General features: G+C 68.7%; 17 protein-coding genes. 1 reads left to right on the forward strand and 16 read right to left on the reverse strand.

Annotated features, from left to right (window positions below):
* The 11 genes from VFG33_RS08335 to VFG33_RS08385 all read right to left on the reverse strand — a co-directional run.
* On the reverse strand, nucleotides 1-662 hold a 662-nt coding region (locus VFG33_RS08335), incomplete at its 3' end, for a phosphotransferase (protein WP_325024129.1).
* 180 nt (nucleotides 663-842) lie between these two features.
* Nucleotides 843-2,171, reverse strand: coding sequence for a metallopeptidase TldD-related protein (locus tag VFG33_RS08340; protein ID WP_325024131.1), 1,329 nt, complete (start codon nucleotides 2,169-2,171; stop codon nucleotides 843-845).
* A complete protein-coding gene (locus tag VFG33_RS08345; RefSeq protein WP_325024133.1) occupies nucleotides 2,168-3,619 on the reverse strand; it encodes a TldD/PmbA family protein in 1,452 nt (483 codons plus the stop codon). The genes VFG33_RS08340 and VFG33_RS08345 overlap by 4 nt, the downstream gene beginning before the upstream one ends.
* 215 nt (nucleotides 3,620-3,834) lie before the next feature.
* Complete coding sequence (locus VFG33_RS08350; RefSeq protein ID WP_325024135.1) at nucleotides 3,835-4,053, reverse strand: hypothetical protein; 219 nt, start codon at nucleotides 4,051-4,053, stop codon at nucleotides 3,835-3,837.
* Entirely contained in the window at nucleotides 4,050-4,844 is a 795-nt protein-coding gene (locus VFG33_RS08355) for a COG4280 domain-containing protein (RefSeq protein ID WP_325024137.1), read from the reverse strand. The genes VFG33_RS08350 and VFG33_RS08355 overlap by 4 nt, the downstream gene beginning before the upstream one ends.
* Before the next feature lie 176 nt (nucleotides 4,845-5,020).
* Nucleotides 5,021-6,016 (reverse strand): threonine/serine dehydratase, encoded by a 996-nt coding sequence (locus VFG33_RS08360; RefSeq protein WP_325024139.1) that lies wholly within the window; start codon nucleotides 6,014-6,016, stop codon nucleotides 5,021-5,023.
* Between the two features lie 22 nt (nucleotides 6,017-6,038).
* On the reverse strand, nucleotides 6,039-6,854 hold the full coding sequence (locus VFG33_RS08365; RefSeq protein ID WP_325024141.1) for an ABC transporter ATP-binding protein: 816 nt from the start codon (nucleotides 6,852-6,854) through the stop codon (nucleotides 6,039-6,041).
* Between the two features lie 10 nt (nucleotides 6,855-6,864).
* Nucleotides 6,865-7,890: a FecCD family ABC transporter permease gene (locus VFG33_RS08370; RefSeq protein ID WP_325024143.1), complete on the reverse strand. Its 1,026-nt coding sequence runs from the start codon at nucleotides 7,888-7,890 to the stop codon at nucleotides 6,865-6,867.
* A complete protein-coding gene (locus tag VFG33_RS08375; RefSeq protein WP_325024145.1) occupies nucleotides 7,887-8,951 on the reverse strand; it encodes a FecCD family ABC transporter permease in 1,065 nt (354 codons plus the stop codon). Before VFG33_RS08375 ends, VFG33_RS08370 begins: the two co-directional genes overlap by 4 nt.
* Before the next feature lies 1 nt (nucleotide 8,952).
* Entirely contained in the window at nucleotides 8,953-9,993 is a 1,041-nt protein-coding gene (locus tag VFG33_RS08380) for an ABC transporter substrate-binding protein (protein WP_325024148.1), read from the reverse strand.
* A gap of 43 nt (nucleotides 9,994-10,036) precedes the next feature.
* Nucleotides 10,037-11,245: a C45 family autoproteolytic acyltransferase/hydrolase gene (locus tag VFG33_RS08385; protein WP_325024150.1), complete on the reverse strand. Its 1,209-nt coding sequence runs from the start codon at nucleotides 11,243-11,245 to the stop codon at nucleotides 10,037-10,039.
* A gap of 198 nt (nucleotides 11,246-11,443) precedes the next feature.
* On the opposite strand from VFG33_RS08385, the gene VFG33_RS08390 reads away from it, so the two are divergent.
* The gene (locus VFG33_RS08390) at nucleotides 11,444-12,373 is read left to right on the forward strand and encodes a MurR/RpiR family transcriptional regulator (RefSeq protein WP_325024153.1); all 930 of its coding nucleotides are present in this window, start codon (nucleotides 11,444-11,446) and stop codon (nucleotides 12,371-12,373) included.
* A 10-nt stretch (nucleotides 12,374-12,383) separates the two neighbouring features.
* On the opposite strand, the gene VFG33_RS08395 is transcribed toward VFG33_RS08390, so the two are convergent.
* The 5 genes from VFG33_RS08395 to VFG33_RS08415 form a co-directional block, all read right to left on the reverse strand.
* Nucleotides 12,384-12,956 carry a Chromate resistance protein ChrB gene (locus tag VFG33_RS08395; protein ID WP_325024155.1) on the reverse strand — a complete coding sequence of 191 codons (573 nt, stop codon included), beginning with the start codon at nucleotides 12,954-12,956 and terminating at the stop codon, nucleotides 12,384-12,386.
* Nucleotides 12,957-12,966: 10 nt separating this feature from the next.
* On the reverse strand, nucleotides 12,967-14,799 hold the full coding sequence (locus VFG33_RS08400) for an FAD-binding protein (protein ID WP_325024157.1): 1,833 nt from the start codon (nucleotides 14,797-14,799) through the stop codon (nucleotides 12,967-12,969).
* Nucleotides 14,796-15,515 carry a VIT1/CCC1 transporter family protein gene (locus tag VFG33_RS08405; RefSeq protein ID WP_325024159.1) on the reverse strand — a complete coding sequence of 240 codons (720 nt, stop codon included), beginning with the start codon at nucleotides 15,513-15,515 and terminating at the stop codon, nucleotides 14,796-14,798. Before VFG33_RS08405 ends, VFG33_RS08400 begins: the two co-directional genes overlap by 4 nt.
* Nucleotides 15,516-15,589: 74 nt before the next feature.
* Nucleotides 15,590-17,389, reverse strand: a complete 1,800-nt coding sequence (locus VFG33_RS08410) for an aldehyde dehydrogenase family protein (protein ID WP_325024161.1) — start codon at nucleotides 17,387-17,389, stop codon at nucleotides 15,590-15,592.
* On the reverse strand, nucleotides 17,389-19,220 hold a 1,832-nt coding region (locus VFG33_RS08415), incomplete at its 5' end, for an aconitate hydratase AcnA (protein WP_325024163.1). The genes VFG33_RS08410 and VFG33_RS08415, both read right to left, overlap by 1 nt.

Consider the following 19,220-nt stretch of genomic DNA (forward strand, 5'->3'; position numbering starts at 1 on the left):
GAGATCCCGTCCGCGTCGATCAGGACGTTGCTCAAGGTGACATCGCCGTGCAGAACGAACGCCGGCAGCCTCCTGGTCGCCTCCTCCAGACCTTCGAAGCGATCCAGCAACTTCTCCATCGGCACCCGGCGGTCGCTGTCCGGCAATTGCTGCGCGAACGGCCGCAGAGCCGTGACGAGCCGCGGATCCCAGTCCAGCCGGCGATCCGCCGCGGGGTGACCGAACCCTTGCAGCGCCCGGGTCAGCCGCCCGCAGACCTCGCCGAAGTCGGCGGCGAACCGCTCCGGCAGAACCGCGAGATCGCCGACCGCACCCGCCATCACCGTCATCACCCGGACCTGATGCATCCGACCGTCCGCGGACTGCAGAGTCACCACCTGCGCGCCATCGACAGCATCGATGATCCGTGGAATCGGCAGCCGCGGATCGACCAGCGCGACATGTCGCATCGCCGCGCTCTCCATCGCGATCTGCCCCGCGTCGTCACCGGAGTTCGACACCTTGAGCACGAGCTGCCGCCCGTCCCCGGCGACTGCCAGGAAGTTCAGGTCCCGCTCACTCCGCAACGCCTGCAACTCGGCGTCGATCCCGTACCGCGTACGCAGGAACCGCGCCGCGGTGGCAAGATCGACGTCCGGTGGCTCCTCGACCAGGCTCGACATCCGCCCCACACTTTGTTTCACATCGACCTCTCAGAACTGGCCATCCGGAAGGACTTGTCGTGTCCAGGATGGACGATGTCGGCGGGGCCGAGTCCGCGATCGGACAGCAGCCTCGCTGGAGGTGGAGCAGCAGCGCCCCGCGCCGGTTTATGAGCACGCGATGCGCGGGGCGCTGCTGGTTCAGGGGAGGACGAGCGGGCCGGCGTCGATCAGCAGCGACGGGACGACGACGCTCTCCATGAAGGTCTGGTCGCAACGCTCGCGAACGGAGCCGATTCCCAGAACGGCGTTCAGCACCTCGTCCATCCGGAACGTGAACCGCAACTGCGGGTGCCAGGCGACGACCTTCCCGTTCTCCGCCCAGTACGTCGCGTCGCGAGTGGTGCCGGTGACGAGGGTCTCCTTCGGATGCAGCACCCGAAGGTAGTCGAGCCGGTTCACCACCAGCCCACTGCCGCACTCGGCAAGTAGCTCGTCATCGGCGGCTTCACCGGGCGCGAGCAACAGGTGGGAGGGAACCGGGTCGCCCCCGAACCGCCAGCCGTCCGGCACTGCGTGACCGGTCGGCACCCCGCCGGTCAGACTGGCGCGGCGTCGGTCCGACACGACGCCTTTGAGCACGCCCCGCTCGATCAGCGGGGTCCTGCGCCGGACGTTGCCCTCAGCATCGAAGGCGCTGGCCAGCCCGTCGGGGTCGGTACCGTCGTCGACCAGGGTGATCAGCTCGCTCACGACCTGCTCGCCAAGACGTCCCGACACCGCCGATCGGCCGGTGGCGTAACCGTTCGCACCCAGGGCCGCGTAGCCGTAGGTGGCGATCAGACTGTTGACGGCCTGCGGCTTCAGCAGCACCCGGCAGGTGCCGTGGTGGGCCTCTCCGAAGGGGAGCGGGATCAAAGCCTGCCGCAACCGGCCGGGGATCTCCTCGATCGGGATCTGGTCGGCGTCGCGATGCATCAGCTTCACGCTCGCGGATCGGCCGTCCTGCTTGGCGATGGCCTGGATCGATGCCTTGGTCAACGTCTCGGCCCGGAACAGCCCAGTGGAATCGGCGACCACCCGGTCCAGTACGTCGTACCGGATGGCGCCGCCGAGTCGGGTGGAGGGGTCGAGGCCGTCGCGCACGGTGGCGAACCACCGGTGGCGGACCGCAGGATCGGACTCGAGCACCGAACGGGCAGCCGGAACCTCGGGCGTCTCGGCCGAGAGGTCGGCAGCGGAGCCGGCAGCGGCATGGGCAGGACTGGGCGGCAGTTCAGCGAGAGCGGCGGTCAGGCGATCGGCAAGGACACGGACAGCCGCGGGCTCGAGCGTCTCCAGCGAACCGGCCACCGCACGGCCGTCCCGGCTGATCCGGACCCGGACGCGGAGCCGGCGCTCGCTGTGCTGAGCGGTGATCTCGGACTCCGCGTAGCGCAGCAGGTCGGCGTTCTCGCCGAGGACGTCGAGCCGGGTGCCCTCGCCGAGGATTTCCAGCGCCTGCTCGACCTGGGCCTGATCGATGCTCATCGTCCCACCTGCACACTCTGGAAGCGGCCTGGCACGGTGCCGTGACCGACATGGGCGACCTGCAAGGGCTCACCCTTGTTGCAGGACGGGACGCCGTGCACCTGCCACTCGTCCGGCCCGCCGAGAGCGTCCAGTCCGGCCCAGAACTGTGGTGTGACGCCCTGGTAGGTGCAGTTCTTCAGCAACCGGCCCACCTTGCCGTCGCGGATCTCCCAGCCGACCTCGGTCTGGAACCGGAAGGACATCCGCTGGTCGTCGATCGAGAAGCCCCGGTTGGTGTCGACGAGGATGCCGCGCTTGGTCCCCGCGATCATCTCAGCCAGGGAGGAGTCGCCCGGCTCGAGACAGATGTTGGTCATCCGGACCAGCGGTAGCCGCTGCCAGCCATCGGCTCGCGACGCACCAGTCGGCTCATCGCCGAGTGCTGCCGCGGACTCCCGTCCGGACATGTACCCCAGGAAGATGCCGTCCTTCACCAGCTGGGTGCGCTGAGCCGGGATGCCCTCGTCGTCGTACCCGAAGGAACCGAGCGCACCGGGGATGGTCGCGTCGGCGTAGGCCGAGACGATCGGCGAGCCCCAGCGGAAGGTGCCGCGCCGCTCGGGCGTGGCGTAGGTGCCGCCGGCCAGGCTGGCCTCGGTACCGAGGGCGCGGTCGGCCTCCATCGGGTGGCCCGCGCACTCGTGCAGGACCATCGCAAGCTGGTTGCTACCGGCAACAAGTGTGGTGACCTCGTCGGGACACTGCGGGGCGGTCAGCAGCGCGACCGCCTCCGAGGCGATCCGGGCCGCGTTCTCCGGCAGGCCGAGCGACAGCACGTGCTCGAAGCCGGCCGTGGCGAAATCGCCGCGCTGACCGCGGATCTGCCGCGGCACACCTTGCGGGAAAGAGCGGCGCTGTACGTCGTTGCCGTCGCCGGCGTTCACCATCAGGCCGCCGCCGCTCTCGGTCAGGGTCTGCTCGATCAGCGCGCCTTCGGTGTTGGCGAACACCTTCTCATCGCGGTAGAAGTCCACCGACGCCTCGATCTGCTGGACCAGCGGTCCCGCGGTCTCAGCCTCCTTCACGGTGGCTGCCAGCAGGTCGAGCTTGGTCGACAGCGGGACGGTGAAAGGGTCCACCACCATCGGCGACGACCAGGTGTCCCGTGTCGTCACGCGTTCGCCGAGGCAGACGTGACCACCACCGCCGGCGGCGCGAGCCTGGCCGACGGCCTGGGCGATCACGGCGTCAAGCCCCCGCGGGTCCAGCCGGTGCGTCGCGGCGAAGCCCCAGTGCCCGCCGATCACGACTCGCAGCCCCAGCCCCAGGGAGTCGTCGTAACCCACCTCACCCGGGCCGTCGAGCTCGACCAGTACCTGCTCGTGGGTCCGCCGGACCACCCGGACGTCACCGTACTGGACATCGGACGGCAGCAGCGCGAGAACAGTTTCGGCGGCGCCTCGCATCACCGGGACCTCCCCTGTCGTCGGGAGTCAGCAATCACGTCTGGATCCTCCGATTCGTCTGGTCGGGCACCTCGGTTCGACTGTAGCAGATACTACGAGATTCATGAATGGCGTTGTGTTCACTACATCAAGCCGGTCGTGGACGTGCACCGGCCCCACATGGGCAGGGGTCACATGTGGGGCCGGGCGTCAACAGGGCAAGGGCAACAGAGCCCTCACCGCCGCTTCGGACGGACATCGATGGCCAGGCTGATCGCGAACGCCACCACGACCGCGACACCGCCCAGCAGGGTCAGTCCGGTGTCGCCGAACAGCTCCGCCTTCATGGCCGCGAACAGCACGAGCAGTGCGAGCACCACGGCGACGGCGATCTTCCAGTCGTCACCGATGATGAAGTCGTACCAGAACTGACCGAAGGACTTCAGGAACTTCATTTCTCCACCTCCACTGCGACGTTTTCCCGGGCGGCCGGGGCCGCGGGGGTCTTCAGGACGGCGACGAAGACCCGGCTGAGCACGAGCCACGTGACCAGCAGGCCGAGGATCGCCAGGTCGTGACCGGGCCAGTCGAGACTCTCGCGATCGCCACGGAAGATGCCGATACCCTCCACCGCCCAGTAGGTTCCGAACGACGCCAGCAGCAGGCCGACGCCGTACTTGAGCAGGTTCTCGTTGATCATCGACAGCGGCCGGCGCAGCACGATCGCGATGATCAGCACGACGACGACAGCAGCGAGCGCACCGGCGCTGGCACCCGGAATGTTGTCCGCGTTCAGGCCGAAGGTGATCACGATGAAGACGACCTCCATACCTTCCAGGAAGACGCCCTTGAACGACACCATGAAGGAGAACATGTCGATGCTGCCCGTGCTCTGGCCCGCGGCCTTCGCCGCCGCGACCTCCTCCTTGTAGATCGCCGCCTCGTCATGCACGGCTTTTCGGCCCGATGACCGCAGGATCGCCTTTCTCAGCCATTGCAACCCGAAGATCAGCAGTAGTCCGCCGATCGCCAACTGCAGCGCCGATTCCGGCAACCAGTTGGCCAGCGCGTAGCCGGCGAACACCGTCACCACCGCCAGGGCGCCGAGCGCCGCCAGAGTGCCGACCAGCGCCGACTTCCAGCTGCGGGTGTAGCCCATCGCCATCACGATCGTGGTGGCTTCGACCATCTCCACGAAACACGCGACGAACGTCGCGATGATGAGGCCCCACGTTGCCGCGTCCATCTCTCACTTCCTTCGGTTGATGCAACATATGCTTCATTTAACGATAGTTACGTTGTTCTTTCAGTGTCAACGGATGGCCCGATTTATTTGCCTAGGGCAACTTTTAGGCAGGGCGAAGCGCCCGAAGAGACCGAGGGCCGGGGTCTCTTCGGGCGCCGCCGCGCGCGCCGGAGGGGTCAGGCCAGCGCGGCCACCAGAGTGCTCGCCGAGATGTTGCCGCCGCAGGACACGATCGCTACCCGCTGACCTTCCAGCTCGGTACGCCGGGCGCGTGCGGCCGCGAACGCCATCGCGGCCGAACCCTCGATCAGCTGGTGCTCGGTGTCGATCACCATCCGCAGTGCGGCGCTGATCGCGTCCTCGCCGACCAGGATCCAGTCGTCGACGAGCTCGCGGCACAGCTCGAAGGTGATGCTGCCGGGCTCGACGCTCCCCGCGGTCCCGTCCGACAAGGTCGCCCGCGCGTCGACCTGGACGATCTCGCCCGCTTCCACCGATGACGCCATGGCGGAGTCCCGCACCGGCGACGCGCCGTACACCCGGAGGTCCGGACAGTGCCGCTTGAGGACCGAGGCGACACCGCTGACCAGACCGCCACCGCCCACCGCGACGACAACCGCGTCGAGCCGGCCGCCGGCCAGCTGTTCGAGGATCTCCACCCCGACCGTGCCCTGCCCGGCGATGATCTCCGGGTCGTTGTACGGCGGCACGTAGACCAGGCCGTGCTCCGCGGCGTAGGCGCGGGCCTTCGGTTCGAGTACTCCGGAATCGGTACCCTCGGCACGGATCTCCAGGCCGAGCCGGCGCAGCGCGGCGACTTTGCTCGCCGACGCGTTCTCGGGCAGGTAGACGATGCCGCGGCCGCCGAGCGCGGCCAGCGCATTGCCGACGCCGAGCCCGTGGTTGCCGGTGGACGCCGTCACCACGCCGCGCTCGCGCTGCTGGTCCGACAGCGTGAGGATCTTCGCCATCGAGCCCCGCGCCTTGAACGACCCGGTCCGCTGGAGATGCTCACACTTGACCAGCACCTCCGCGCCCAGCTCCTCGCTGAACGCCTCGAACCGCAGGAACGGCGTGATCGGGAGATGCCGGCGCAACAGCGGCGCGACCTGCTCCGAACGACCTGCGATCGCCGCCGGCGTGACTGGTTCGGTCAGGATCTGTTCCGTCATGCCCTGGTCCCCTCGGTCGCGTTCATCCGGTCGCCACAGCCAGATTTGCACGGTTCCGCAAACCGGCCCGGAGCGGGATGCACATCGGCTTGCCGCTGACCGGATGCGGGATGACCTTCGCATCCACCCCGAACACCTCCCGGATGATGTCGTAGGTGAAGACGTCCTCAGGCGCACCCTCGGTGACCAGCGCGCCGGACTTCATCACGAACACGTGGTCGGCGTATTCGGCCGCCATGTTGAAGTCGTGCAGCACCATCACGACCGTCTTGCCCTGCTCCTGGTTGAGCTGGTGCAGCAGGTCGAGCACCTCGAGCTGGTAGGCGACATCGAGGTACGTCGTGGGCTCGTCCAGCAGGATCAGGTCGGTCCCCTGCGCCAGGCAGAGCGCGATCCAGACCCGCTGGCGCTGACCACCGGACAGCTGGTCGACGTGCTGGTGCCGCAGCTCTGCCGTACTGGTGACGCTCAGGGCCCACTCCACGGCTTCCTTGTCTGCCGCGCTGGGCACCTTCAAGGAGGTCCGGTGCGGGTGGCGGCCGAACCAGACCAGGTCCTCCACCGAGATGGACTCCGGCGTGACCAGGACCTGCGGCAGGATCGCCAGCAGCCGGGCCACTTCCTTCGTGGGGGTGTCCTGGATCGACTTGCCGTCCAGGATCACGCTGCCCTTGGCGGGTGGCAGCAACCGGGCGAGGGCCCGGAGCGCGGTGCTCTTACCTGAGCCGTTCGGCCCGATCAGCACGCTGACCTTGCCGTCCGGGATGGTCAGCGTCAGGTCGTTGGCGATGACGGTGCGGTCATAGGCCAGCTGGACGCCTTGTGCCTGCAGACGCATGGGGAATCTCCTACTTTCCGGTCTTCACGAGCAGATAGAGGAAGTACGGGCCCCCGACGACGGCTGTCACCAGACCGGCGGGTATTTCGAGCGGTGGCGCTAGACCACGACCGAGCATGTCGGCGATCAGCATCAGCAGGACGCCGAAGAGCGCGGCGGCCGGAATCGACGCGAAGTGCTTGCCACCGAACACGCGGCGGGCCATGTGCGGTGCGATCAGGCCGACGAAGCCGATCGTGCCGGACACCGCGACAGCCGAAGCCGCCAGCACCACGGCGAAGAACAGCAGCATCCTGCGGGTCCTCTCGACCGGCTCCCCCAGCCCGGCCGCCAGGTCGTCACCGAGACCGAGTACGTCGAGCTTGCGGGCCCACACGATGATCAGCGGAACCAGCACGAGCACCCACGGCAGGATCTCGAGGACCGAAGTCATCGACCGGCCGAACAGGCTGCCGGTCAGCCAGATCAGTGCGGCGCTGACATCCAACGGGTTGCGAACCAGCAGGAACCGGATCCCCGCTTCGAACGCGGCGCTGACCGCGATACCGACCAACGCGATCCGGATCGGTGAGGCGCCCCCCCGGTAGGCGAACAGGTAGACCATCCCCGCGGCCACCAGGCCACCCACGAAGGCCGCCGGGACGACAGCGACCACCGGCAGGCCGGGAATCGCGAGCAGCAGCAACATTCCGGCGAAACCGGAGCCCTTGGTGACGCCGATGATGTCCGGCGCCGCCAGCGGGTTGCGGATCACCCCCTGCATGACCGCGCCGGACACGGCGAGCGCAGTACCGACCAGCCAGCAGAGCAGAACTCGCGGCAACTGGAAGTCGATCACGATCTGCGAAGCCTGGGTCGAGGTGTCACCGACCAGCGCCCGCAGTACGTCGCCCAGTGATACCTCGGTGGCACCCACACTGAGACCGTAGAAACTCAGCACCAGCGCGAGCACCCCGAGCGACCCCATCAGGATCGCGGGATGGCGCCGCGCGAGCGAGGTCCGGCGGATGTTCTGCGCGACGATCGTGCTCGTCATGACGTCACCTTCTGCCGACGCGCGAGGTAGACGAAGATCGGTGCGCCGATCAGAGCCGTGACGACTCCGGCCGGCACCTCGAAGGGTGGCTTCACGTACCGGGACACGATGTCCGCGTAGAGCACCAGAGCCCCGCCCCCGAGGGCGCACAGCGGCAGCAGCACCACATAGCTGGAACCGACCAGCCGGCGGACGATATGGGGCACGATCAGACCGATGAACGCGACCGGACCGGCCACGGACACTGCCGCACCGCAGAGCACGATCACCAGCGCCGACCCGAGCAACCGGGTCCGTTCGACGTTCTGGCCCAGCCCGCGGGCCATGTCGTCGCCGAGCGCCAGCAGGTTGAGCGGCCGGGCCATCGCGAACGCACCGACCAGGCCGAGGACCAGCCACGGAAGCAGGATGCGGACGTCGTGCCAACCGGCGTAGTTGACGCCGCCGACCAGCCAGAACAACACGCTGTCGGTGGAGTTCTCGTCGAAGATGATCAGCACCTGGGTCAACGAGATCAGCAGGCTGCTCGCCGTCACGCCGGCCAGCGCGAGCCGAACCGGGCTGACCCGGCCCCGGCCCGAACCAGCCAGCAGCATCACCGAGACGCCCGCCGCGGCCGCTCCACCGAACGCCAGCAGGATCGTCGGCGCACCGGACAGCGACGGCACCACGGTGACCGCAAGGACAACGACCAGAACCGCACCCGCGTTGACACCCATGATCTCGGGGGCTGCCAGCGGGTTCGCGGCGACCGCCTGCATCAGCGCGCCGGCCACCGCCAGGGCGGCGCCGACGCAGAGCGCCAGCACGACCCGTGGCAGCCGGATCGATTGCACGATCAGCTCGTCGGTGGTCCGGGCGCGGAAGATCGCGCTCGGCAGCTGGGTCAGGTCGATGTGGGAGCTGCCGATCGACAGGCTCCAGCCGATCCCCACGACGAGCACCACCAGCATCGCCGCCGTCACCCAGGTAACGCGCTGCCGGTTGGTGGTGATCCGCGGACGCCGCTGGGCGTCCGCGGAGTCGGCCGGTTTGGGCAGAGTGCCCGTGGAGGCCGACATGTCACTTCCCGTAGAGATTCTCGATCGCCTGCTGGGCGATGAGTTCGGAGGCCAGCAGCCCGCGCGACCTGGACCAGATGTTCTGGTCGACCTGGTACGACGCGTTGTTCTGGATCGCGGGAACCTGCTTCCACAGGGGGCTCTTCTCCCAGGTGTCGGCCAGCGTCTTGCCGTTCTGGCCGGCGATGAACATAGCGTCCGGTTTGGTCGACACCAGCGTCTCCAGGGTCAGCGACACCGATGCGTCACCGGTCTCGTCGGCCAGCGGCGACTGGATTCCCAGCAGGGACAGCACGCCCGCGGTATAGGACTTCGGCGGGTAGCCGGTGAAACCCTTCTCCGAGGTCACCACGAACAGCGCCTTGCGCTTGTCGTCGGCGGGGACATTGGTCTTCAGGTCGGCGAGGATCTTCTCGTGATCGGCCAGCCTGGTCTTCATCTGGTCGCACTTGTTCAGTGCGATCGCGGTGGACATCTCGCTGTCGACCACCTGCTGGTAGTTGCCGTTCAGGCTGGGGTAGGCGACGGTCGGCGCGATCTTGGACAGCTGGTCGTAGATCGCTTTGTGCCGGCCGCTCTCGGCCAGGATCAGGTCCGGCTTCAGCGCGGTGATCACCTGGATGTTCGGGGTGGCCCGCAGGCCGACCGACTTGTAGTCGCCGATCTTGCTGCGCAGCCCGGGGATGATCCGGTCCGCCTTGTCGTCGTCGGCGATGCCAACCGGCGCCATCCCGACCGAGACGAGCGCATCCACGAAGGAGTACTCCAGCGCGACCACCCGGGTCGGGTTGCCGGTGATCGTGGTGGTGCCGAGGTCGTGCTTGATCGTCCTGGTCTGCTTGCCGCACTGGTCGTCATTGACGCCCGAGCCGACTCCCGCGGCGGCCGCGGCGCGGTCGGCGTTCGGCGCGGCCCCCGTGGCCGGGGAGGAAGAGGAGCCGCCACAGCCGGACAGGGCGACCGCGGCGGCGGTCAGGGTGAGAACGGCGAGACAGCGCCGCGCTTTCGCGGTGACTGTGCTTGCCTTGACAGGGGGGAACATGGCATTCGCTCCTCGAGTCGAAGATGCCTTGCAGGGGTGGGATTCACCCGGTGACGGCGAGAGTCTGCGCCGGGCCGGGGACGTGCGGACGGTCCTCGGGACCGGGGCCGTCGTAGAGGTTCCAGGGGGCCTGCTCGTAGCTGTGGCTGCAGGGCAGGCCCGGGGTGAGCCGGTAGGTGCCCGCGGTCAGATCGACCAGGCTGGACACGATGGTGGCGTAGCGGTCGAACTCCTGCCGGCGCGGATCGGCGTGCTGGCAGACGGCGTTGGGGTGGCCGAAGTGGTCGCTCATCGTGGTCCGCACGATGGTCTCGACCGCTGCCTCGGTAGTTCCTTCGAAACGAGCTTCCCGTAGGCCTTCCTCGACCCGCGGCACCCGGTAGAGCGAATCCACCGAGAATGGCTTGTACGACTGGTCGATCTGCGGCGGGATGAACGCCTGGAAATGGTTGCCGTGCACCAGCAACCCGTCGGTCGGGTACATCCAGCCGTGCCGGCCGGGGGTGGTCTCGACGTCGATGGCGAAACCTTCCCGGTGGGTGAGCAGCAGGTTGCTGGACAGGCTCTGGCGAACCCCGAAGACCGCCTGCAGCGCGTCGTGCAGATCCCAGCTCTCGAGCACCTTCCGGCGCACGAAGGTGCCGGGAACACCGAGTCCGGTGCCGAAGCCGGCCCCGAGGCCATTGGCGTTCAGGGCGATGCCGGCGGAGTTGGCGCCGTGCCGGCCGACCTGGCCCGCCTCGACATGGCAGACGATGGTGGGCTTGCCGGGCTGGGCGATCCGCAGCACCACCACGGTGTCGGCGACACCTTCCCACAGGTCCCAGTTCTGGCCGGCCCAGACATGGCCGAGCGCGTTGGCCTGCGGAAGCAGCGCGAACGACGTACAGCCCTCGTCGGCCGTGCCGTCCGGACTGCCCGCAACCCTGTCGTCCCGGCCGGAGGTGAACGGATTGCCGCGGGTGAGTTCACCGCGGCTGTTCAGCGCGAGGATCTCCTCGAAGCGACGGCCGGCGCCCTCCGCGATCCCGCGGATCTCGGCCACGATGTCCGGGAGGTACCCGTCGATCACCGGCACCCAGGCCGGTGCCCGGTCGAGGACGTCCTCCCACGGCAGTCCGGCCTTACGCGGTACGGACTCGGAGTAGAAGGCCAGCGACCGGGCGATCTGCTCGCGCGCGGCCTCGCCGTACTGGCGGCCCCGGTCGCGGGCGTCCGCCGCCGAGATGTCGATCGTCAAGAACTGGGTCACGGAGTCGCTCCAGTGAGGACGGGAAAGCTGCCGGAATCGCGATGTTCGTGGTGTTCACTACGAATATTCATCTGACGGTAGTGATTGCTACAATCGCTGTCAACGGGTTCGGGCATCGTTTACCTGGCGGTGATCCGGAACGCCGGATGACATGATCGGTGCTTACCGACAGGACTACTGCGAGGTGGAGGAACCGTCGTGTCTGTTGCGGAGCCCAAACCGCCGACGCTCCAGGAGCGGGTTGCGGCCCGTCTCGGCGGACTGACCGCGACCGAGCGGCGGATCGCCGAGTACTTGTCCGCGCACCCCCAGGAAGCAGCCTTCTCCTCCGCGGAGGAGCTCGGCCGGGTCACCGGCACCAGCGATGCCAGCGTGGTCCGGACCGCGAAGGCACTCGGCTTCGACGGACTGCCTGGTCTGAAGCGTTCGCTACAGGGCCACCTGCAGAGCCTGCTGACTCCCGCCAACCGGCTGAACGCCAGCCTCGAGTCGATCGGCGACGGCCCCGAGGCAGTACTGAGCGCGACACTGCGCGACCAGATCGAGCTGCTGACCGAGGCCGAACGGACCGTCGATCCCGCCGAGTTCCGGCGCGCGGTGGAACTGATCGACGGCGCCCGGGAGACGATGGTCTGCGGCTTCGCCGGCCTCGGTGGCGTCTCCGAGTACATCGCGACCCACCTGACCCGGATCGGACACCGGGCCCGTCCCGCGTCCGAGACCGGTTACCGGCTGGCGGACCGGCTGCTGCTGCTCGAGCCGCAGGACGTGGTGATCGTGATGGCACACAACCGGCTGCACCGCGAGAACCGCGTCGTCCTGGACCACTGCACTGCCGTCGGGGTGCCGGTGATCCTGCTGACGGACACCCTCGGCGAAGCGCTGCGCGACGAGGTCGACGTCGTGCTGTCCGCAGCGATGAGCCGCCCCGGCACGTTCACCAGCCAGGCCACCGTGCTGATCCTGATGGAGGCGCTGACGATCGCCGTGGCCGCGCAGAACCCCGACCGGTCGCTCGACAACACCGTCCGGATGAACCAGCTCCGCGAGGAGCTGAACGGTTACTCGCTCGCGGACGAGGCCTTGCTGACGCTGCCGAAGGCGAAGCGCAAGCCCAGGCGCAAGTAGGGTTCCGAGCTCAGACCTTGCCCTCGGTCCGTTCGTAGACGTCCGCCTCGAACTCCTCCAGCAGCCGTTCGCAGTCAGCCACCTTGGACCGGGCCAGTTCCTTGCCCTCGGCATCCATCCAGTCGCGGCCCTCCACCTTGGCCAGCCAGCGCCGCAGCTTCTCCAGGTCCTGGCGGATCTCCTCGGCCTCCTCGAAGGTGTAGTTCTCCCGGAACCGCTCGAACTCGATCTCCTTGACGAACTTGGTCTCGCACTCCTCGACGATCTCCGCATACTCCTTGGCCGACTGGCTCCGGAAGCCCTCCACGAACTGGTCGCGGGCGTCGGCGTCCACGTCGGTGAGGGTCAGGAAGACGCTGGAGCCGCCGAGCTCGGCGACCTTCTCCCGCACCTTCGCCATCCCGGCCCGCAGCTCTTCACGGTCCGGCAGCACACAGACCGCCTGCTGGACGTAGAACCCACCGAGCCGCTTCAGCTCCCGCCAGACCGCCACCCGCGCCCGCGAGGAGTCGCTGGGCACCTTGTAGATCAGCAGCAGCCAGGCATCGGTGCCTGCGGCTTTGGTCCGTCGGGTCGTAGCCATGCCGGACAGGCTATCCGCCGCGGCAGGCATCGACACGGCCCGCACGGTTCCGCAGTCCGTCGACGAGGTAGGGCATCACCTCCTGCCATTCCGCGACCAGGCCGACGTCGCAGTGCGCGAAGATCTCCGCCGCGGGGTCGCTGTTGATGGCCAGGACGGTTCCCGCCCGGCTTGCGCCGACCAGGTGGTTCTGATTCCCGGACAGGCCGACCGCGAAGTACAGCCGCGGCGCCACGCTCCGCCCGGTGATACCGACCTGACGGCCGTGCGGCAGCCAGCCCTCGTCGGTGACCTTGCGGGTGGCCGCCAACTCGGCGCCGAGGAGGCTCCGGATCGGTTCCAGCTCGGCGTACCGGCCCGGGTCCACGCCGCGGCCGACACCGATCACCACCTCTGCCCGGTCCAGTGCATCCCCGTCGTTCCCGGTACGCCGGTCCGTCCGCTGGATCGAGTGGTCCGACGGGACAGCGAGCACGTGGATCGCCGGCTGCCCAGGGGTCCGCGGCCTCCGCAGGGGCAGCAGACCGGTCCGCAAGGTGGCGATCTGAGGGGAGCCGTGACTGACGATCTCGGCCAGCGTGCCTCCGCCCGACGGCTTCAACCCGGCCAGCCGCGGCGCGTGGGTGTCGGTGGATCGGGTGGTGAGGGTGATCAGGTCGGACATCAGACCGGCGCCGAAGGCGACGGACAGTCGAGCCAGGACCTCGCGGTCCCACGGCAGGGCGGCGCCGAGCACGGCCCAGGGAGACCTGCCGGCCATCCAGCCGGCGAGCGCCGCGGCGGCCTGGCGAGGTTCGTCGCTTGTCAGTGTCAGTAGGACATCCGCACCCCAGCTGGAGAGATCCGCGGCCTCTGCGCTTGCAGCGGTGCGGACAGCCGTGACGAATCCGGCGGCCTCGACAGCCAGCTGAGCGGCCGCGCCGAGCAGCGCTCGAGTACCGGACTCGGGACCGGCGCCGACCAGGACAATGACCTCGGGTCCAGCCGTCGAGCGGGCAGTGGCGACGGTCTCGCCCACGCCGCTCCGTGGGTCGGACTCGTCGAAGCAGCCGCGGGCAAGCAGTTCGGCGATCGCCCGGTCCACCTGGATCCGCGGGGTGCCGCGAAAGATCACCGGCTCTCTTGTCTGCGCCGCGCTGCGGACGCCGGCCACCCTGGTGGGGCTTCCAGTCAGCCCCCAACGGCCGGGAGTCAGGTCGGCCGTTGTCACCCGGCGGACCGCGTCGGCAGGCGGCCAGGTGTCGGCCGGTGCCTTCGCCGGTGGGCAGGACCGCTCTGCCACTGACACGACGGCCGGCAGTTCGACCACGACGGACTCGGTCCAGTCGTCGTGCTGGACGACCGCCCGGGCCCGGAGCGTCGTACCGTCATCCTCGGGGTCGATCGCCAGGACAGGGCCTGCGTAAGGCAGGCCGAGCAACTCGGCGACCATCGCGCCGACTGCGCCGGTGCTGCCGTCGACCGAACTCGCACCGACCAGGATCAGGTCGGACCGGCCCAGGAAGCCGATCGTCGAGGCCAGCGCGCGAGCCGTGACGAGGCAGTCCGACCCGGCCAGCGCCGGATCACTGAGGTGGACCGCTTCGTCGATTCCCCACGCCAACGCTTCCCGCAGTACGTCGACCGCGACTGGCGGGCCCATCGTGACGGCCGCACTGCGGCCGCCCGACTCACCGGCCAGTCGGACAGCCTGGGCGACGGCCCGGCGGCACCAGGGATTCATCTCGGCGACGGCACCCTCACGCACGAGCCGCCCGTCGGCGTCGAGATTGCCGCCGTGCTCGCCCTTCGGCACCTGCTTCACCAGGGCCGTCACGCGCAGCGGTCTTCCCTTGCCGGTCATGACAGTGAGGTACCGACCAGGAGGCCGATCGCGTACGTCACGGCGGCGGACAGGCTACCCAGCAGCAACTGGCGGCCGCCGCCGTACCAGAACGGGCGGGCGGTGATCTTGGCGACGATGCCACCGGTGATCACCAGGCCGAGCACGCTCAGCAGCAGGGCCGGCAGCACGCTGGACGCGCCGAAGAGGAACGGCAGTAGCGGAATCACCGCGCCGAACGCGAAGGCGATGAACGACGAGCCGGCCGCGATCCACGGCGACGGAAGGTCGTTGGGGTCGACCCCGAGCTCCTCCCGGACGTGCACGTCGAGCGCGACCGCCGGGTCGGCAGTCAGCTCGCGCGCCACCTGGGCCGCCAGCTCGGGGCGCAGGCCCTTCGCCTCGTACATCAGGGCGAGCTCCTTGAGCTCGTCGTCGGGGTTCACCCGCAGCTCGCGCCGCTCGACCTCGATCTCGGCCCGCATCAGCTCGGTCTGCGAGGACACGGAGGTGAACTCGCCGGAGGCCATCGAGCAGGCGCCCGCGACCAGACCGGCCAGGCCGGTCACGATCACCACCTTGCCAGTCGCCCCGCCACCGACCACGCCTGCCACCAGTGCGAAGTTCGAGACCAGGCCGTCCATCACGCCGAAGGTGGCGGGCCGCAGCCAGCCGCCGGTGACATCTCGGTGCGAGTGATGGATCTCGGCCGGTGGCTCGACGATCTCCGTGGTCATCTCTGGAGTCCTTCCGGGTCTGAGGTATGCGTAACCTAAGTTCTATTGCATCACCTGTTACATCAGCTTACTGGTTACTTTTCCGCTGCCGCAACGGCTCCGCGGTCGGCGTCCGAGAGATGGACGACCGTCCTGCCGGTCGCGGTCAGGGTGCGGGTCACGTCACGACCGCTGTAGACCCAGTAGATGGTCAGCTCGCTGTCGCCGCGGTTGATGAAGTGATGCGGCACTCCGGCCGGCACCCAGGTCGCCTCGCCGGCACCCAGGTCGTACCGCTCAGTGCCGATCACGGCGGTCGCCCAACCGCTGACGACCAGGACGGACTCCTCCACGTTGTGCGAGTGCAGTGGGATCTCCGTGCCCACGGCGAAGGTGGTGGTGCCGGTGGTGAGGCCGTTGGCCTCGTTGTTCCAGCTGCCCACGTACGGCACAGTCCGAACCCCGCTACCACGGTCGAACGCCTGGATCTCCGCCGGGCGCAGCACGAGATGGCCGGTCCTGTCGTCGCTCCTGGGCCCGACCCAGACCGTCTTGGTGTTCATGAACTCGCGCATCCCGTGTGGGCCGAGCTCGCGGCCGTAGCCGGAGCGCTTGATGCCGCCGAAGGGCAGTCTCGGGTCGGAGGCCACCATCGCGTTGACGAACACCGCGCCGGCCTCCAACTGCCGGGACAGCTCCTCTGCCTTCACCGGATCGCTGGTCCACAGCGCGGCGCCGAGGCCGAACTCGGTCTGGTTGGCGAGCCGGACCGCCGCTGCCGCGTCCTTCGCCCTGACGACGGCCGCGAGCGGTCCGAACGTCTCCTCGTCGAAGGCCGCCATGCCCGGTCGCACTCCGTCGAGCACCGTCGGCGGGTAGAAGAAGCCGGGCCCGTCGAGCGGCTCGCCCCCTCGCAACAACCTGGCCCCGGCCTCGACCGTACGACGGGTCTGACCGTGCAGCGTGTCCCGCAGATCGGCCCGGGCCAGTGGTCCCGTCGTCGTGGCCGGGTCCAGCGGATCACCCACCACCAGGCGGTCGACCGCCTCGCAGAAGGCGGCGACGAATTCGTCGGCCACGGCGTCCTCCACGATGAACCGCTTCGCGTTGACGCAACTCTGCCCGGCGTTCAGGAATCTCGCGGTGACGGCGGTCGCGGCCGCCGCGGCGATGTCCGCATCGGCCAGCACCACGAACGGGTCGGAACCACCGAGCTCGAGCACCTGCTTCTTCAGCGCCGCCCCCGCCTGCGCCGCGATCACGCTGCCGACCCGCGTGGACCCGGTGAAGGTCACCGCCGCGATCCGATCGTCGGCGATCAGACCCGCCACTCGATCGGGCTCGACCAGGACCGTGCGGATCAGCCCGGAGGGCATGCCGGCACAGGTCAGTACGTCCTCGATCGCGAGCGCGCAGCGCGGCACCGAGTTCGCATGCTTGAGCACAGCACCGTTGCCTGCGGCAAGCGCTGGGGCGGCGAAGCGGAAGAACTGCCAGAACGGATAGTTCCACGGCATCACCGCCAGCACCACGCCGAGCGGGTCGTACACGATACGACTCAGTGCGGCGTCGGTCTGAACCGGCTCGTCGGCCAGCATGCCGGCGGCGTTGGCGGCGTAGTACTCGCAGGTGAGCGCACACTTCTCGATCTCGGCCGTTGCCTCTGACAAGGGCTTGCCCATCTCGCTGGTGATCAGCCGGGCGAGCGCGGGCGACCTGTCGCGGAGCACCCTGGCGAGGGCGCGGAGCAGATCCGTGCGGTGCTGAATCGGAGCGGTCCGCCAGCTCGCCTGAGCCGAAACGGCCTGCGTCAGCAACCGGTCGACCTCAGCGGCGGCGTGCGGCGCGAACCTGGCGAGCTCCTCACCGGTGGCGGGGTCGATCGAGGTGAGCATCAGAGTTCTCCTGCCTCGAGGCGGCGCAGCACATACGGCAGCACCCCGCCATGGCGGTAGTAGTCGTGTTCGCGGGGGGTGTCCAGCCGGATCCGGAGGCGATAGGTCCTGCCGGCCGAGCAAGCGGTCGCGAAGCCGTCTTCGCCGAGGGAGATGTCGATCGGCTCCTCACCGGTCAGGTCGTCCCCCTCGCCGGGCAGGAACTCCAGCGGCAGGATCCCCATCCCGACCAGGTTCGACCGGTGGATCCGCTCGAAGGACTGGGCCAGCACGGCTCGTACTCCGAGCAAGGCGGGTCCCTTCGCCGCCCAGTCCCGCGACGAGCCGACGCCGTAGTCCTTGCCCGCGACCACCACCAGCGGCAGGCCCTTCGTCCGATAGGCCATCGCGGCTTCGTAGATGGACGTCAGGACACCGTCCGGACCACGGGTGACGGGACCTTCCATGCCTCCGGCAAGGGAGTTCCGCAGCCGGAGGTTGCCGAAGGCACCTCGCATCATCACCAGGTGGTTGCCACGGCGCGATGCGTAGGTGTTCAGCTCGGTGACGCCCCGCTCGCGCAGGTACCGCCCGGCGACGCTGTCCGCCGGGATCGCCCCGGCCGGTGACAGATGGTCGGTGGTGACGGAATCTCCCAGCCGGACCAGCGCTCGCGCCCCGACCAGGTCACCCGGCGCCGCTTCCAGCTCCAGGTACGGCGGACGCCGGAGATAGCTGGATCCGTCGTCCCAGGCGAAGGTCTCACTCTCGTGAACGACCAGGCTCTGCCACCGCTCGTCGCCGGCGAACACGTCCGCATAAGCCCGGCCGAACATCTCCGGCCGCACTGTCTCGCGGATCACCTCGTCGATCTCGGCCGACGCCGGCCAGAGGTCCCGCAGATAGACGGGTCGTCCGTCCGGATCGGCTCCGAGTGGTTCCCGATCCAGGTCGATGCCCATCCGTCCAGCCAGCGCATAGGCGACCACCAACGGCGGCGAAGCCAGGTAGTTCTGCCGCACGTCCGGCTGGATCCTGCTCTCGAAGTTCCGGTTCCCCGACAACACCGCCGCGACCTCGAGCCCTTGCTCCCGCACCACCTCGGCCACGCCGTCGACCAGCTCCCCCGACCCCCCGATGCAGGTCATGCACCCGAACCCGGCCAGGTAGAACCCCAGCTTCTCCAGGTAGGGCACCAATCCCGCCTCCTGGAGGTAGTCCATCACCACCTTGGAGCCCGGCGACAGCGTCGTCTTGACCCAGGGCCTGGTCGCGAGCCCGCGTTCCACCGCCCTCTTCGCCAGCAACCCGGCCGCCACCATCACCGCCGGATTGGACGTATTCGTACAGGACGTGATCGCGGCCACGACAACAGAGCCGTCAGCCAACCCGCTCGGAAGAGGTTCCGACGGTCCGTCCACGACCTCCGGCGGCGCGGGCTTTGTCAGCGAGATCCGTTGGTCCGGGCGGCTCGGCCCCGCGATCGAGCGCACCACCTCGCCCAGATCGAACGCCACCTCCTCATCGAAGGTCAGCGGTTGGTCCGACGCGTGCCAGAGACCTTGCTCTTTGGCGTAGTCCTCGATCAGCGCAACGTGGTCCGCCGACCGCCCGGTCAGCCGCAGATAGTCCAGGGTCTGCTCGTCGATCGGGAACCACGCGGCGGTCGACCCGAACTCCGGGCTCATGTTGGCGATCGTGGCCCGGTCCGCCACCTGCAGCTCCGCCAGGGCGGGCCCATAGAACTCGACCAGCTTGCCGACCACCCCATGGGCCCGCAGCTTCTCGGTGATCGTCAGCACCAGATCGGTCGCAGTGGTTGCTACTGGCAACGAGCCCGCCAGTCGCACGC

The organism is Kribbella sp., from assembly GCF_035687465.1.
Taxonomy (GTDB): domain Bacteria; phylum Actinomycetota; class Actinomycetes; order Propionibacteriales; family Kribbellaceae; genus Kribbella.